Below are 15,522 nucleotides of genomic sequence, written 5' to 3'. Positions count from 1 at the left end.
CCCTATGCCCCTCTGCGAGCTACCAACCGCCCTCTGCGAGCAACCACCCGCCCTCTGCGCCCTTTGCTCCCTATGCCTCTTTGCGAGCAACCACCCGCCCTTTGCAAGCAACCACCCGCCCTACTCAAATATCCGCGCGAAATGATTCTCCAAATGATTCCGCATCGCATTCCGCAGCATCTCCGCCGACCCATTTTCAATAATCTCCACCAGCCCTTTATGCGACACGAACTTCTTCGTTTTCGGCATTTTTTTCAGCAGCCCGCTCTTATGCACATAATCAAACACCGGCAGCAGCATCTGCTGAAAGCGTTTCAGTACCTGGTTGCCGCTGATCTCATAGAGCTTGCCATGGAAGCGGATTTCCTGCTCTATCTGGAACAGGTGCTGGTCCGCCACAGCCGGCTCGTCTTCCACGATGGCTTTTAAAGCCGCTACATCCTCCGGGGTTACCCGCTCCATGATAAAGTCCGCCATCCCTATTTCAAGGGCCAGGCGCATTTCGAATATCTCGCGGAGGGTGTTTTTATCCATGATTTCGGGGTACAGGCTCTTTTCGAGCAAGCCGGTGAGGTCGGGGTTGGTGAGTACGGCCCCGCGCTTCTTTTTGGTTTCAATCAGCCCAAGGGTTTTGAGGCGGGTGAGGGCTTCCCGGACTACGGTGCGACTCACCCCCAGTACGTCTGCTAATTCCAGCTCCTTGGGGATGGAATCGCCTACCTTGATGTCCTTGCTGATGAGGAGTTCAATCAGCTTGCGTTCTACTTTATCTACCAGCGAGCTGGTATCTATCGATTGCAGATTCTTAGTTATTTCCAGGGGACTCATTTATGTTGAACTTGATTTTTAGATGAAAGTTGGGTGTTATGTTGTTTATGTTAATGTGGTAAAAGTAAGTACCTCCGTTTATTTAAGTGATAAAAGTATTCGATAGGGGCGGCCTGTTTTCATTGCGAAATACCCGCCTTAAATGCAGCGGCCTTTCCCTCCTTTAAGCGTTTAACCCGGACAGTCTCCTTGTACGTCCACGTTCCACCGGCTTTCCGCCTCGCTACTCCTTATCACTGCCGTTTCTATACTCAGTGCGTCACCAGATCTCTCCCTAAAACTAAAAAATTATTTAATGTCATACTTAATTCATTTCCGCTTATACCGGCTTTTAAAACCCGATATCCCCGCTACTGTAGACATTTTCCGCCAAAAATAAAGGGATTTGCCCAAACTAAAAAAGAAAAAAATACTTGCCTATTTAAATTTCTTTCCTACTTTTAGACTGCATTATGTTATACATAATACTTTTACTGAAGTTCTAAATGTCCGTTATGAAGCGCTTTTTTATCAACCAGAAAACAGGTCTGTTACTACTGATAGGCCTATGCTATGCCGCTACCACACTGGCTCAGTCGCGGAAGATCACGGGACGCATACAGTCCCGCGAAGATCAATCCCCCCTCATCGGCGCCACCGTCAGCGTAAAAGGGACCAACAGGGGCACGCAGGTACTCCCGGACGGGACCTACTCCCTGCTCGTCAATCCCGGCGAAACACTCGTCATCCGCTACACCGGCTACCTGCCGCAGGAAATCCCGGTGACGGACAAGTCCGAGATCAACGTCAGGCTGGAAGCGGATGTGCAGAAAATGAATGAAGTGGTGGTAGTCGGCTATGGTACGCAGTCCCGCCGCAGCGTCACCACCTCCATCGCCAAACTCGACAAGGAAGTACTGGCCAACGCGCCCCGCGCCAACGTGGGCAGCGCCCTGCAGGGAACCGTTTCAGGCCTGCAGGTAGTTACCGCCACCGGCCAGCCGGGCGCAACGCCGGTCATCATCCTCCGCGGCGGCGCCTCCATCAACAGCCCGGGCGCACCGCTCACCATCGTGGACGGCGTCGTGCGATCCTTTGCGGACGTGCCCTCTGAAGATATCGCCAGCATTGAATTGCTCAAAGATGCCGCCGCTACGGCCATCTACGGCGCCCGCGCCAACAACGGCGTTATCCTCATCACCACCAAACAGGGAAAAGCCGGTGTAGCGCAGGTTTCCTATAAGTTCACCGGCGGCTACAACAAAGCCCGCGAAGGCTACCGCTACATGGGCGCGAAAGATTTTATTTACTATACCCGCCTCGGCTACCTCAACGCCGGCCGTACGCTCAGCCAGGTGAACACCTCCCGCGGGATGGGGCTTTCCACCAACCCGGCGGACCTGGCCACGTTCGACATCCGGCCGTATAACAGCAGCACCGCCAACCTCCTCAGCAAAGGCTGGGATACCGTGGGCGACCCCTACGGCGGTACCATCATTTTTAAAGACCATGGGGGAGAAGTGGAAAATATCGTTTTCCGCAATACCTACACGCAGGACCATTACGTAAACGTAACCGGCGGTAACGACAAGGGAAAATATTACGCCAGCTTCGACTACTATAAAGAGGACGGCGTGATCGTAGGCTCCGGCTACAAGCGGTTTTCAGGGGATGTGAACGGCTCCTATAAAGTGAAGCCCAACGTGGAAGTAGGTACCGGCGTCAGCATGTCTACCGCATCGCAACTGGGCGTGCTGGCAGGGGAAGTGAACTCGCTCTACCGCAGCATGGCCATCTGGCCTACCTTCAACCCATGGCTGGATTCCGCCAAAACCTTACCCAACCCGGGTAACGGCGTAGCGGACGGCAACCCGCTCTACTGGCTGCAAAAAACGAAACGCAGCGCGGAAGCTAACCGCATCTCCGCCAACGCCTACGTGAAGTGGGACCTGCTGCCTGGCCTTTACTTCCGCGGTACGGCCAATATGTACCTGTTCGAAAGATTGAACCAATCCTTCCAGCAGGCCACGCAAACTTATGCGAACATCTTCGCCAACCCGCCATCGTTCAGTAATACGAGGAGGGAGTCCATCACCGGCTTCGGGCGCGACTTCCAAACGCAATACAACGGCATCCTCAACTATACCAAAGCTTTCGGCAAACACGACCTCTCCGCTATGGTGGGCGCGGAGTATTTCGGCATCAAATCCCTCGGGCTGCAGGTAGACGGCATCAACGCGCCAACGGACGATATTCCTACCGCCAACGCCTCTACGACGTTCAATCCAACTACTTCTTCCTCCGATCCGAATAATAACTATACGATTCGCTCGGAATACCGCATTCTTTCTACCTTCGGGCGACTCGCCTACAACTACGACGAACGTTACCTGCTCACGCTGGTATTCCGCCAGGATGCCGTGTCCAGCCTCGCTAAAAGCAACCGCTCCGGTTTCTTCCCCGGCATGTCCCTCGGTTGGAACCTGCACAACGAGCCTTTCTATAAAAATCTCGGCATCGCCAACATCGTCAGCACCATCAAGCCACGCGCCAGCTACGGCGTAAACGGTAACGTGGCGGGCCTCGGCCGGTACGACGTGCAGGGCGTGTATAGCCTGCAAACGAATTACAACGGCAACGCGGGCTTCCTCAACACGGGCATGGCCAATCCTGAACTGCGCTGGGAAAAAAGTAAAACCACGGACCTGGGGATCGACCTCGGCTTCCTCAACAACCGCATCACGCTGCTGTTTGATTATTACAACCGCAAAACGTCGGACCTGCTGACCAACCTGGCTTTGCCCAGCTACGTGGGATTCGATTTTGTGAAAACAAATCTTGGCACGTTCCAGAACAAGGGATACGAGTTTGAAGTGAATGCGACCGTGCTGCAATCCAAAAGCGGGGTGCGGCTCAGCGTTGGCGCCAATGCCTCCTTCGTTAAAAATAAAATTCTCCAGCTGCCGTACAACGGCAACGAAAACAACCGCCAGGGCGGCCTCCAGGTCTATGACGAAGCTTCCGGCAAAGTCATATGGGTAGGCGGCCTGCAGGAAGGGCAGTCGCTCGGCGATATCTACGGCTACAAACAGGTATCCATCTTCCGGGATGATAAGGAAGTGGCAGCCGTTGCCGGCAACCGCTATGATGCCGTCGCTAAAATTACCGGCCCTAACCTCGCCGCCGGCGCCAATGGCCGCATTACGCCGGGAGATGTAAACTGGCTGGATAAGGACCGCAACGATACCATCGATTCCCGCGACCAGGTGTACCTTGGCAACATCTTCCCTAAGTGGACGGGTGGTTTTAATGCAACGCTGAGCTACAAAGGCGTGTCGCTGTACAGCCGGTTCGACTTCGCTACCGGCCATACCATCTATAACGACCTCGTGGCGCGCACGCTGGGCAACTACCAGGGTACCTTCAACTACATCGATTTACAGAAACAGGCATGGTCGCCCGCGAATACGGTAACGGATATACCAAAAGTCTATTTTGCGGACCAGGTGGCGGGCTCCAAGCAAAACTATACCCGCGCCAACAACGCCAACCAGGTGCTGAATGGCAACAACTCCCGCTTTTACGAAAAAGGGAATTACCTCGCCTGCCGCGAAATAACGCTCAGCTACGAGTTTCCGAAGTCCTTACTGCAACGCACACACGCTTTGTCCGCCACGAGGCTGTACATCAGCGGCAACAACCTGTTTTATTTAACCAACTTCAGCGGCCCTTCGCCGGAAGCGCCGGTAGATGGCAGCGGTAACATCAGCGGCATTTACGCAGGTACTTATCCTACGCCACGGTCCTTTGTGCTGGGCGTACAGGTGACGTTCTAAACCTTCCAAATTCTACAGCATATGAAAAAACAGATCATCGCTATAATAGGAGCAGCCCTGCTGATGCAGGCCTGTTCCGGCAAGCTGGACCTCACGCCCATCAGCTCCCTCAGTAATGAGAGCTACTGGAAAACGCCGGACCAGTTTGACGCCTTTGTAACCGGCGTGCATGCCGCGTTTAGAAATAACAATGGCGCATTTCAATCGCTTGGAGAAATGCGCTCGGATATATTCGGTACGGAAACCGTGCTGGGCCCCTCTTTTACAGGCGAGGCCACCCAGGGGGCGGAGCGCATGTGGTTGCAGACGATGGACCTGGATGCGCCGGGCGTCAGCAACTTCGGCGGGTTTTACTTCAACATCAACCAGCTGAACCTGCTGATCAGCAAAACGACGGCTACCAGCCTGCTCACGCCGGCAAACAGGAACTACTACCTGGGCCAGGCCTACGGTATGCGGGCGTTCTATTACTTTCAGCTGCTGCGCAGCTGGGGCAATGTGATCATCACTACCACGCCGTCGACCAGTGTCGATATTGGCAACCTGGCGAAAGCGGCCAGTCCTGCTGAGGAAGTGATGAAGCTGATCAAATCGGATATCGACAGCTCTGTCAGCAACTTCGGGGCTGATTATTCCTTCCGCAACCAGAAAGGCTTCTGGTCCAAAGCGGCCACGCTGATGCTGAAGGCGGAGGCCTACCTCTGGACCAGCTACCGGGGCGGCGGCGCTGCGGATGCCACCGTAGCAAAAAACGCGTTGACGGATATACAAACCAATGTGCCATCCCTGGGGCTGATGGATAATTTCGCAGATGTTTTCAGCAGCAACAGCAAGGGCAACAAGGAAATGATTTTTGCCATCCGCTATAAGCTGAATGAAGCTACTATCGGCTTTGTACCGGGGCAGTTTGTGCCGCAATCCGGGTTGATCGCCAACTTCTACGATTCCCTTGCGAACCGCCAGTTCGACGTGGCTACGGACAACTGGGGAGGGCTGCTCCGCGCGCCCGTGCGGGTGGCCACCTTCAGGCAGTACAGCGATGCGGATAGCCGCAAATATGCTACTATCCAGCCCGCCTATACGAAAACAGGGGGCAGCTATTCCATCGTGGGCGCATTTGCGAAAAAGTACCAGGGCGAGCAGAATGCCGGCGCCAGGGCTTATACCAATGATTTTCCCATTTACCGCTACGCGGATCTGTTGTTATTACTGGCAGAAAGTAAAGTGCTGCTGGGCGAAGATCCTGCGGCCGAGATAAATAAAGTGAGAGCGCGTGCCTATGGCAGTAATTACACTAACGCTTACGCCTACCCGAACCAGGCGGTGGATAAGGATGCGAAGGAAGCCTTGCTGCGGGAGCGGCTGCTGGAATTCGTGTTTGAAGGTAAGCGCTGGTACGACCTGCGCCGCATGGGCGACAACTACGTGTATAAATACACGACGCTCAAATCTGCCGAGGCGTATAAACTGCTCTGGCCAATCGACCGCAACTCCCTCACCAATAACCGCAGCCTGGTGCAAACGCCCGGATATGCGCAGTTTTAGCATTTTTAAATTACAGATATGACGATAGAGCATTTGAGCAAATTGATTGCTGCGCCGTTTACACCCATGCATCCGGACGGTTCCCTGAACCTGGATTTGATACCGGCTTATTATGCCATGCTGAAGAAGAATGGCGTCACCGGCGCTTTTATTAACGGCTCCACCGGCGAAGGCGTGTCCACCACGAGCCGGGAAAAAATGCTGGTGACCAGCGCCTGGGCCGCTGCCGCCAAAGGCGATAAAGATTTTAAAATCATGACGCTGGTAGGCGGCACCAGTTTGCAGGACTGCATAGACCAGGCCCTGCATGCCCGCCAGGAAGGGCTGTACGCCGTATCGCTGACGGCGCCCTTTTACTTCAAACCTGCCAGCGTAGGGGTGCTGGCAGAGTGCTGCGCAATGGTGGCTGCCGCTGTGCCGGATATGCCGTTTTATTACTACCACATCCCCGTGCTGACGGGCGTGGGGTATGCGATGGCCGACCTGCTGAAAGCGGTAGACGGGCAGATCTCCAACTTCGCAGGCGTGAAATATACCCATGAGGATTTCATGGATTATCAAAGCTGTATCAACTTTCAACATAAGAAATATGATATGCTCTGGGGCAGGGACGAAAACCTGTTGGCTTCCCTGGCCGTAGGCGCGAAAGCCGGCGTGGGCAGTACTTTCAACTATGCCGCGCCGTTGTATTACCGCCTGATGGATGCTTTTGCCGCAGGGGATCTGGCGCTTGCGCAGCGGTTGCAGCAGCAGTCGATAGACATGATTCGCCTGCTGGGCAAATATGGCGGTATTGCTACCGGTAAAGCCTATATGAAAATGATCGGGCTGGACTGCGGCGGGTTTCGCCTGCCGGTGAAGAATATGACGCCGGTTCAGTTTGAGGCATTTCAGGCGGAGGTGGCGGCGCTTGGGTTTGGGGAGTATTGTTCCAAGTAGGGAGCACTTCTTTTTGAAGCAACCATCGTTAACAGCGCCCGGTTTCCGCCGGGTGCTGTCACCGTATAAAATAATTTTTCGTGAGAATTTTATTGTTACTGATTATGTTATGGGGATTGAACGCGCGGGCGCAGCAACAGGAGGTAAACCACATCTCCTGGTCGGTGGCCGGCCAGCTGCAACCCGGCGTGGCCGGCGCTTTTGCGGGCATTGCCGGCGATCGCCTGCTGGTGGCTGGCGGGGCCAACTTCCCGGATGCTATGCCATGGGAGGGAGGTAAGAAGGCTTACCATGATGAAATATTTGTACTGTCCCGCCAGCAGGAGCAGTTCACCTGGGAGGCTGCAACGCATTACCGCCTCCCGCAGCCAGTGGCCTACGGCGCCAGCGTTACGCTGCCGCAAGGCGTATTGTGCATCGGCGGGGAAACCGCTGCCGGCCTGTCCGCCGCGGTGTATCTGCTGCAATGGAACGGCAGTGTGGCGGTTACCACTTTCCCTGCCTTGCCTGTACCTACGGCCAACGCAGGAGCGGCGGTACTCGGCACGCAGGTGTACTTAGCCGGCGGGGAAACGCTCAACGGCCCTACAGCCGCCGTATGGATGATGGATGTAGCCGCCGCCAGACCGGTATGGAAACAGGTAGCCTCCCTGCCAACAGTGCGTTCCCATCTCCAACTGGTTACACAGTCAAACGGGGAATACCCATGCCTATACGCCATTGGCGGCAGAGCCGCTACCAATAATGGCATCAGTGAGCTCAGCGGGGACGTGTACCGTTATACGCCTAAAACAGGCCAATGGACCAGCGCCAGCCCCGTCAGCGATGGTAAAGCAATGCTGCATTGGTCCGCCGGCACGGCATTGCCCTACGGTAGCACCTACATCCTGCTCACCGGCGGGGACGACGGGCAGCTGTTCCACCGCATCGAAAGCTTTAACGCCGCCATCAAAGCCGCCGGCAGCCAGGCGGAAAAAGACAGGATTGCTAACGAAAAACTGGCGCTGCTCCACAGCCACCCGGGTTTCAACAGGAGCCTGCTGCTGTACAATACCGCTACGGACGTATGGACTAAATTAACGGACCTCCCGTTCCCCGCGGCCGTAACCACCACCGCCGTGAAATGGAACGATGAAATATTCATCCCTTCCGGGGAGGTAAAGCCCGGAACCCGCACCACCGCCGTGTACAGGGGTGTGGTGAGCCGGCCCTCCTTCTTCTCCACGCTGGATTATATCTTACTGGCTGCCTATTTTGTGCTGATGCTCGGCATCGGTATCTGGACCAGCCTGAAGCAAAACAGTACGGCAGACTATTTCAAAGGCGGGCAAAAAATTCCGGGATGGGCCACGGGTTTAAGCATATTCGGGGCTAAGCTCAGCGCTATTACCTTTATCGGCATCCCTGCCAAGACCTATGCTACAGACTGGACTTACTTTTTTCTCCTGATGACCATCATCATGATCATGCCGGTGGTGGTGCGTTATTTCATCCCGTTCTATCGCCGGCTGGGCGTCACTTCCAGCTACGAGTTCCTGGAAAACCGCTTCAATTACAGCGTGCGCGGCATTGCCGCCATGATGTACATCCTGCTGCAGCTGGGCCGCATGGGCATCGTGATCCTGCTGCCCAGTATAGCCCTGAGCGTTGTAACGGGCATAGACGTACGAACAAGCATCGTCGTTATGGGCGTGGTGAGTTTGTTCTATACCGTGTTAGGCGGCATCGAAGCGGTGATATGGACGGAAGTGGTGCAGGTCATCATCCTGCTGACCGGCGCGCTGCTCGCGCTGGTGCTGATTCCGCTGGACCTGGATCATCCGCTGTCCCATAACCTGCATACCTTACAAGCTTACCAAAAGCTGCAACTTTTTGACCTCCGTTTCGATTTTACCAGCAGCACTTTTTGGGTGGTGGTGATCGGCGGCTTCGCGCTCAACCTCATCCAGTACGGTTGCGATCAAACGGTGGTGCAGCGCTATTTAACCACGACGGATGAAAAGACGGCCGTGAAAAGCCTGCAACTCGGCGCCTGGCTTACCTTGCCGTCTACCATCATCTTTTTTGCCATCGGCACGCTGCTGTTCCTGTTTTACCGGGATCATCCCGCGCAGGTGAACATTGCGCTTAACAACCAGGATACGATTTTCCCCTGGTACATTGTGACGCAGCTGCCCAAAGGCATAGCAGGACTGGTAATCACCGCCATCTTTGCCGCGGCCATGGGGAGTTTGAACGGCTCCGTAAACGGCGTGGCCACCGTGGTGGTAAATGATTTCTTCAGGCGGCAGCTGCCCGGCCGGGCGGATAAATACTACCTGAAAACCGCCAGGATAGTGACGCTGGTAGTGGGCCTGTTTGGCACGCTGGTGGCCTGGATGATGGCCTCCTGGGGCGCTACCTCCCTTTGGGATGAGTTTAACCTCATCATGGGCCTGTTCACCGGCTCCGTGGGCGGGCTGTTCCTGCTGGGCATCTTCTTCAAACGTACTACGGCCAAAGGCGCTATCATCGGTTTTGCAGTGAGCGCCGTGGTACAGGTACTGCTGCTGCGGTACACGCAAATACACCTGCTGATGTACGCTTTCACAGGCCTCGTGGCCTGCGTGCTGGCAGGGTTGATCTTCAGTTTCCCGGATAAAAAAATCAGACATGGCATATACGAAAGAACAGTTGCGCGCGCTGTATGAGTTTTATAACAGCCAGTTGCTGGAAGATACGCTTCCATTCTGGTTTCCACGGTCTATCGACCAGGAATATGGCGGCTATCTCCTCATGCGCGATGAGCAGGGCCGGCTCCTGGATGATGACAAGGCCGTATGGATACAGGGCCGCGCCGCCTGGCTGCTGGCCACATTGTACAATACCGTGGAGCCCCGGCAGGAATGGCTGGATGGCGCTAAGACAGGTATCGATTTTTTGCTGAACCACTGCTTTGATACGGATGGCCGCATGTTCTTCCACGTTACACGGGAAGGCCGCCCCATCCGCAAACGCCGTTACTTTTTTTCCGAAACCTTTGCCGTAATCGCCATGGCCGCTTATGCGAAAGCCAGCGGGGATGCGGTGATTGCGGACAAAGCCCGGGAGCTCTTCGGCAAATGCATTGCCTACGCTACCACCCCCGGATTGCTGGAGCCCAAGTTTACGGATGTGCGGCCGGCAAAAGGCATTGGCGTGCCCATGATCATGATCAACACGGCGCAGCAGCTCCGGGATACCATTGGCGACCCGCGCTGCGATGCCCGGATCAGCGCCTGGATCAGCGAAATTGAAAACGATTTTGTGAAGGATGATATCCGCTGCGTGATGGAACAAGTGGCGCCGGATGGCAGTATTATCGACCACTTCGATGGCCGTACCCTAAACCCCGGTCACGCCATTGAAGGCGCCTGGTTTATCTTGCATGAAGCGCGCCACCGCAACAATGATCCGGCGCTGATCCGCCTCGGTTGCCGCATGCTCGACTACATGTGGGAGCGGGGTTGGGATGAGCGATACGGCGGCATCCTCTACTTCCGGGACGTGTACGGCAAGCCCGTGCAGGAATACTGGCAGGATATGAAATTCTGGTGGCCGCAAAATGAAGCAATTATTGCTACCTTGCTGGCGTATGTGATGACGGGAAATGAAAAGTATGCGGACTGGCATGCAAAGATTCATCAATACGCCTACCAACATTTTCATGATGCGGCAAACGGCGAATGGTACGGCTATCTGCACCGGGATGGCCGCGTGAGCGTGACCCTGAAAGGGAATTTATTCAAAGGGCCTTTCCACCTGCCGCGGCAGGAGTGGTACTGCGCCCGGTTGTTGCAATCCTTCATTTAGTATGCTTATTTGGAACATGAACAAGTTATTTACAATTATTTTATTGGCCTGCGGCCTGATAGCCCGCAGTCAGTCGCCCGTGACCGTGTACAAAAGCGGTACGGACGGCTATAAGAGTTTTCGTATCCCCGCCATCGTTAGCCTGCCGGATGGAAAGCTATTGGCTTTTGCGGAAGGCCGGGTGAACCACGCGGGAGATTTCGGCGATATTAACCTCGTGCTGAAAACCAGCACGGACAACGGTAAGAGCTGGTCGCCCCTGCAGGTGGTAGTGGACTATGACAGCCTGCAAGCGGGCAACCCTGCGCCCGTGGTGGACCTGACGGACCCGCAATATCCCAAAGGGCGTATTTTTCTTTTCTACAACACCGGCAACAACCATGAAGGGGAAGTACGCAAGGGCAAAGGGCTGCGCGAGGTATGGTACATAACGAGTGCGGATGGCGGCGCAACCTGGTCCGCCCCGGTGAATATTACCGCGCAGGTACACCGGCCGCGCCAGCCGCAGACCAACCCGGCTTACGATTACCCGGAGGATTGGCGCAGCTATGCCAACACGCCGGGGCATGCGTTACAGTTCACACAGGGCCTCTACCGGGGACGCATATACGTTGCCGCCAACCATTCCCAGGGCGCGCCGCAGTCGCGCTTTACGGACTATGCGGCCCACGGCTTTTATACGGATGATCATGGCAAAACCTTTCACCTCGCGGCCACGCTTCCTGTGCCGGGCTCCAATGAATGCACCGCGGCGGAGCTAAGCAACGGCCGGCTCATGCTGAATGCGCGCAACCAACAAGGGGAGAAGCGGCAACGCATTGTAGGCATCAGCAAGGATGGCGGCGCCTCCTGGGATACTACCTACTTTGATCCGCAACTGCCGGACCCCGTATGCCAGGGCAGTATCCTGAACATCGGCTGGAAAAAGAAGAAAGCGGTGCTGGCGTTTGCCAACGCGGCGGATACCTTGCAGCGCAATCATCTCACGGTGCGCATCAGTTATGACGAAGGAGCAACCTGGCCGGTAACCATCCCGGTGGCGGCTACGGACAACCGGAAAGGGGATTATACCGCGTATTCGGACCTGGCGCTGCTGCGGAACAAGCGCCTGGGGATACTGTACGAATACAAAGGGTATAGCGAAATCGTATTCCGGGAAGTAAATGCGAAGTGATGAGGTGGACGATCCTGCTTTTATTTTTATCCTTACAATTGTCCGCCCAGCGGCCCGCGCTGATTCCCCGGCCGCAAACGCTGCATTGGCAGGCCGGCGGTTTTCCCCTGCGCCAGGCGGTGAAAATCTGCTATGATAGTGGGTTTGCAGCCACGGCGGCGCAGTTACAGCAATGGCTGAAGGATAAAGGCATCCGTGCCGAAGTACGCGCAGGCGCTGCCGGCGGCGCTAATATCTCTCTCCAAGGAAACAAACATATTACTAACGGGGAAGGGTACACGCTACAGGTAACGCCTGCGAAGATCGTGATTACGGCGGCAACGGACCACGGCATGTTCAACGGCAGCCGTACCTTACGCCAGCTGCTGCAGGGGGGCGTATTTGCGGCCTGCGAGATCGCCGACAGTCCGGCCTTTCCGTGGCGCGGTTATATGGTGGATGTTGGGCGGAATTACCAATCCATGCCCCTGCTGAAGCAGCAGATCGATAAAATGGCGGACTACAAACTGAACGTATTCCAGTTCCATTTCACGGAAGATATTGCCTGGCGCTGGGAGGCGCCGGGCTTTCCTGCGCTGACGGCGGACAGCAATATGATGCGCCAGAAAGGCCGGTATTATACCAATGCGGATATCCATGAGTTGATGCGCTATTGTGCGGAACGGCATATTCTTTTCGTTCCTGAAATCGACATGCCGGGCCACAGCGCTGGCTTCCGGCGGGCGACGGGGTTTGACATGCAGTCGGACAGCGGGATGCATTATTTACGCCGCATAGTAACGGCTTTCATCCGGGAGTTCCGCCCGCCTTACCTGCACATCGGCGGGGATGAGGTGAAGATCACCAACAACAACTTCCTGCCGGAAATGATCCGCATGATCAACGGTATGGGCGTGCAAACCATCGGTTGGGACCCCGGCGGCAATATCCCGGCAACTACCATCCACCAGCTATGGATGCGGGATGCGCCGGCGCGGGGAAATACCCGTTACCTGGATTCCCGGCACCTGTACCTCAATCATATGGACCCGCTGGAAAGCGTGCCCACGATTTTCCAACGCCGTATAGGCGATCGCGTTAGTGCGGATCAAAACGTACTGGGCGGTATTATTTGCCTCTGGCATGACCGCAAAGTGGCTGCAGAGGAGGATTTACTTGCCATGAACCCGGTATATCCCGCGATGCTGGCGTTTGCAGAGCGCAGCTGGCGGGGCGGCGGTACTATCGGCTGGAAGGCCAACCTGGACCTCCGGGATGCCGCCATGGTGAAGGATTTTGACGATTTCGAACAGCGCCTGCTCACGCACCGGCAACAATATTTCAAAGGGCTGCCTTTTGCATACCAGCCGCAGCAAACGAAATGGACGCTAACGGGAAAGGATACACGCGGAAATATAGTATCGCGCATTCCCGCAAGGGGCGGCACTTTGGTGCTGCGGCATTTCTGGCATCCGCTCGTGGAGGGATTGATTCCCGCAGGGCTGGATACCCTGCAATGGACTGCTACGGCCAGCTTTTACGCGGATCGCGACACGCTGCTGCCCGTGTGGATTGGGTTCAATAATTTGTCCCGCTCCTATTTCAGCAATACCCCTGATGCCGGCGCCTGGGACAACAAGGGCAGCCAGGTTACCGTCAACGGCCAGCCTGTGCCGCCGCCGCAGTGGCAGCATGCCGGCCGCAAGGGCGAAGGGGAGTTTCCGCTGACGGATGAAGGCTATGAATACCGCCCGCCTTCCATGGTTCCTTTTCGCAAGGGATGGAATGAGGTGGTGTTGCACCTGCCGCGCGCGGTGGGGAAAGCGGCCGACTGGCAGAATCCCGTGAAGTGGATGGGAACCTTTGTACCGCTGCAGCAGCCTGCTTTTGCGCTGTCGGACTACTTCACGGATCATATGGTGTTACAGCGGGATAAGCCCATGCAGATTTTCGGTACCGGCCTGCCGGGCACGGTGCTGCGGATCCGGTTTGGCAATCAATTAACCGTGGCAAAGGTGAAGCAGGATGGGGCGTGGATGGCTGTGCTGCCTGCATCTGCCGCGGATACCACGCCGCAAGTCTTATCTGTTACGGACGGCCGGCGTACGATCAGTTGTTATGACGTACTGGTCGGAGATGTGTGGGTATGCGCGGGCCAATCCAACATGGAGTTTACGATGGCGCAGGAGGCCCATGCCAGGGCCGCGCTGCCGGCGGCTGCCAACCATTTGCTGCGGTTAATGCAGCGGCAGAAAAATACCAGCACCTACAACGTGCCTTATACGGTGAAGGATACGGTTTTCCTGCATCCGGAGCAGTATTACAGCGGCAGCTGGCGGGTATCGGATAGTGTTACAGCAAGTGTGTTTTCCGCCGTTGGTTTTTATTTTGGGGAAAATTTAGTGCAGCGGTTGCATATACCCGTGGGACTGATAAATATATCCGTTGGGGGTAGTCCGGCGGAGGCCTGGTTACGATCCGGAGCGGCTGCCCATCATAACGCGGGGAACGTGTTCGCAGGCAATTGGTGGACCAACAAAGCATTGGAACCCTGGTGCATTCAGCGCGCGCATGAAAACCTGGATGCGCTGCTGCAAAAAAATATTTCGCTGCCTGCCAATGAATACGGCTACCGGCACCCGTTTCAGCCGGGCTTCCTCTACGAGGCCGCTATAGCCCCGCTAACGCAGATGCAGGTAAAAGGTATCATCTGGTACCAGGGCGAAAGTAACGCGCTGAGTAAGGAGCGGGTGATCCAGCACGGGGAGTTGTTTCCTTTGCTGGTGGCGGACTGGCGGGCGCAGTGGCATTCCCCGCAGCTGCCTTTTTATTTTTGCCTGCTGTCCGGCATCAGTACGGAAAAAGGTTATCATTCGGAATACTGGCCGCTGTTTCGTGCGCAGCAGCTCCGTATGGCGGATAGCATTCCGTATGCGGGGATGGCCGTCACCAGCGACGTAGGGGACCGGACGGATGTGCATCCTACGGACAAGCGCACCGTGGGTACCCGGCTGGCGCGCGTGGCATTGGCGCGTACATACGGATACCGGCTGGCCTATCGTGGCCCGGCGCCTGAAAGCGCAGTGCTGCGGGGCGATACTGCCTTTCTTACCTATGATAAAAAAGAAAACATTACTACGGCGGACGGGCAGCCTCTTAGGGGATTTTCCCTGGAAGACGGGCGGAAGCTGCATGCGGTGATGACAGGGCATGTTATCCGGATACCCGTACCTGCCGGTACCCGGGCGGTGTACTATGGCTGGTCGCCCTTTACGGATGCAAACCTGGTGAATGGAGATGGGTTGCCGGCGAGCACTATGCGTATTGAATTACGCCCAGAGCCACGCCTGTAGGGCGCTGCCGGCTGAATTTCATTCGGGGGAAAATATCCCCCGAAAGCCCCCCCAACGT

8 protein-coding genes are annotated in these 15,522 nt (G+C 55.8%); 7 read left to right on the top strand and 1 reads right to left on the bottom strand.

Features of this window, described 5'->3' with window-relative positions; all coding sequences use genetic code 11:
- Nucleotides 1–120 precede the first annotated feature (120 nt).
- Entirely contained in the window at nt 121–828 is a 708-nt protein-coding gene (locus BOC67_RS08535) for a FadR/GntR family transcriptional regulator (RefSeq protein ID WP_291909340.1), read from the bottom strand.
- Between the two features lie 494 nt (nt 829–1,322).
- On the opposite strand from BOC67_RS08535, the gene BOC67_RS08530 reads away from it, so the two are divergent.
- From BOC67_RS08530 to BOC67_RS08500, 7 genes are all read left to right on the top strand, one after another.
- A complete protein-coding gene (locus tag BOC67_RS08530) occupies nt 1,323–4,643 on the top strand; it encodes a TonB-dependent receptor (protein WP_291909338.1) in 3,321 nt (1,106 codons plus the stop codon).
- A 21-nt stretch (nt 4,644–4,664) separates the two neighbouring features.
- The gene (gene nanU, locus BOC67_RS08525) at nt 4,665–6,188 is read left to right on the top strand and encodes a SusD family outer membrane lipoprotein NanU (RefSeq protein WP_291909335.1); all 1,524 of its coding nucleotides are present in this window, start codon (nt 4,665–4,667) and stop codon (nt 6,186–6,188) included.
- Nucleotides 6,189–6,206: 18 nt separating this feature from the next.
- Nucleotides 6,207–7,127: a dihydrodipicolinate synthase family protein gene (locus BOC67_RS08520; protein ID WP_291909332.1), complete on the top strand. Its 921-nt coding sequence runs from the start codon at nt 6,207–6,209 to the stop codon at nt 7,125–7,127.
- A gap of 80 nt (nt 7,128–7,207) precedes the next feature.
- Complete coding sequence (locus BOC67_RS08515; RefSeq protein WP_291909330.1) at nt 7,208–9,817, top strand: sodium/solute symporter; 2,610 nt, start codon at nt 7,208–7,210, stop codon at nt 9,815–9,817.
- The gene (locus BOC67_RS08510) at nt 9,780–10,958 is read left to right on the top strand and encodes an AGE family epimerase/isomerase (RefSeq protein WP_291909329.1); all 1,179 of its coding nucleotides are present in this window, start codon (nt 9,780–9,782) and stop codon (nt 10,956–10,958) included. The genes BOC67_RS08515 and BOC67_RS08510 overlap by 38 nt, the downstream gene beginning before the upstream one ends.
- Before the next feature lie 16 nt (nt 10,959–10,974).
- On the top strand, nt 10,975–12,132 hold the full coding sequence (locus BOC67_RS08505) for an exo-alpha-sialidase (RefSeq protein ID WP_291909327.1): 1,158 nt from the start codon (nt 10,975–10,977) through the stop codon (nt 12,130–12,132).
- Nucleotides 12,132–15,464 (top strand): family 20 glycosylhydrolase, encoded by a 3,333-nt coding sequence (locus BOC67_RS08500; protein ID WP_291909325.1) that lies wholly within the window; start codon nt 12,132–12,134, stop codon nt 15,462–15,464. Before BOC67_RS08505 ends, BOC67_RS08500 begins: the two co-directional genes overlap by 1 nt.
- Nucleotides 15,465–15,522: the final 58 nt, after the last annotated feature.

The organism is Chitinophaga sp. CB10 (genome assembly GCA_001870995.2).
Classification (GTDB): Bacteria; Bacteroidota; Bacteroidia; order Chitinophagales; family Chitinophagaceae; genus Chitinophaga.
This window is presented reverse-complemented; position numbering and strand designations above follow the sequence as displayed.

Coding starts and splice junctions, on each gene's coding strand:
- BOC67_RS08535 (WP_291909340.1), bottom strand. CDS start 828: ATGAGTCCCCTGGAAATAACTAAGAATCTGCAATCGATAGATACCAGC.
- BOC67_RS08530 (WP_291909338.1), top strand. CDS start 1,323: ATGAAGCGCTTTTTTATCAACCAGAAAACAGGTCTGTTACTACTGATA.
- nanU (WP_291909335.1), top strand. CDS start 4,665: ATGAAAAAACAGATCATCGCTATAATAGGAGCAGCCCTGCTGATGCAG.
- BOC67_RS08520 (WP_291909332.1), top strand. CDS start 6,207: ATGACGATAGAGCATTTGAGCAAATTGATTGCTGCGCCGTTTACACCC.
- BOC67_RS08510 (WP_291909329.1), top strand. CDS start 9,780: ATGGCATATACGAAAGAACAGTTGCGCGCGCTGTATGAGTTTTATAAC.
- BOC67_RS08505 (WP_291909327.1), top strand. CDS start 10,975: ATGAACAAGTTATTTACAATTATTTTATTGGCCTGCGGCCTGATAGCC.
- BOC67_RS08500 (WP_291909325.1), top strand. CDS start 12,132: ATGAGGTGGACGATCCTGCTTTTATTTTTATCCTTACAATTGTCCGCC.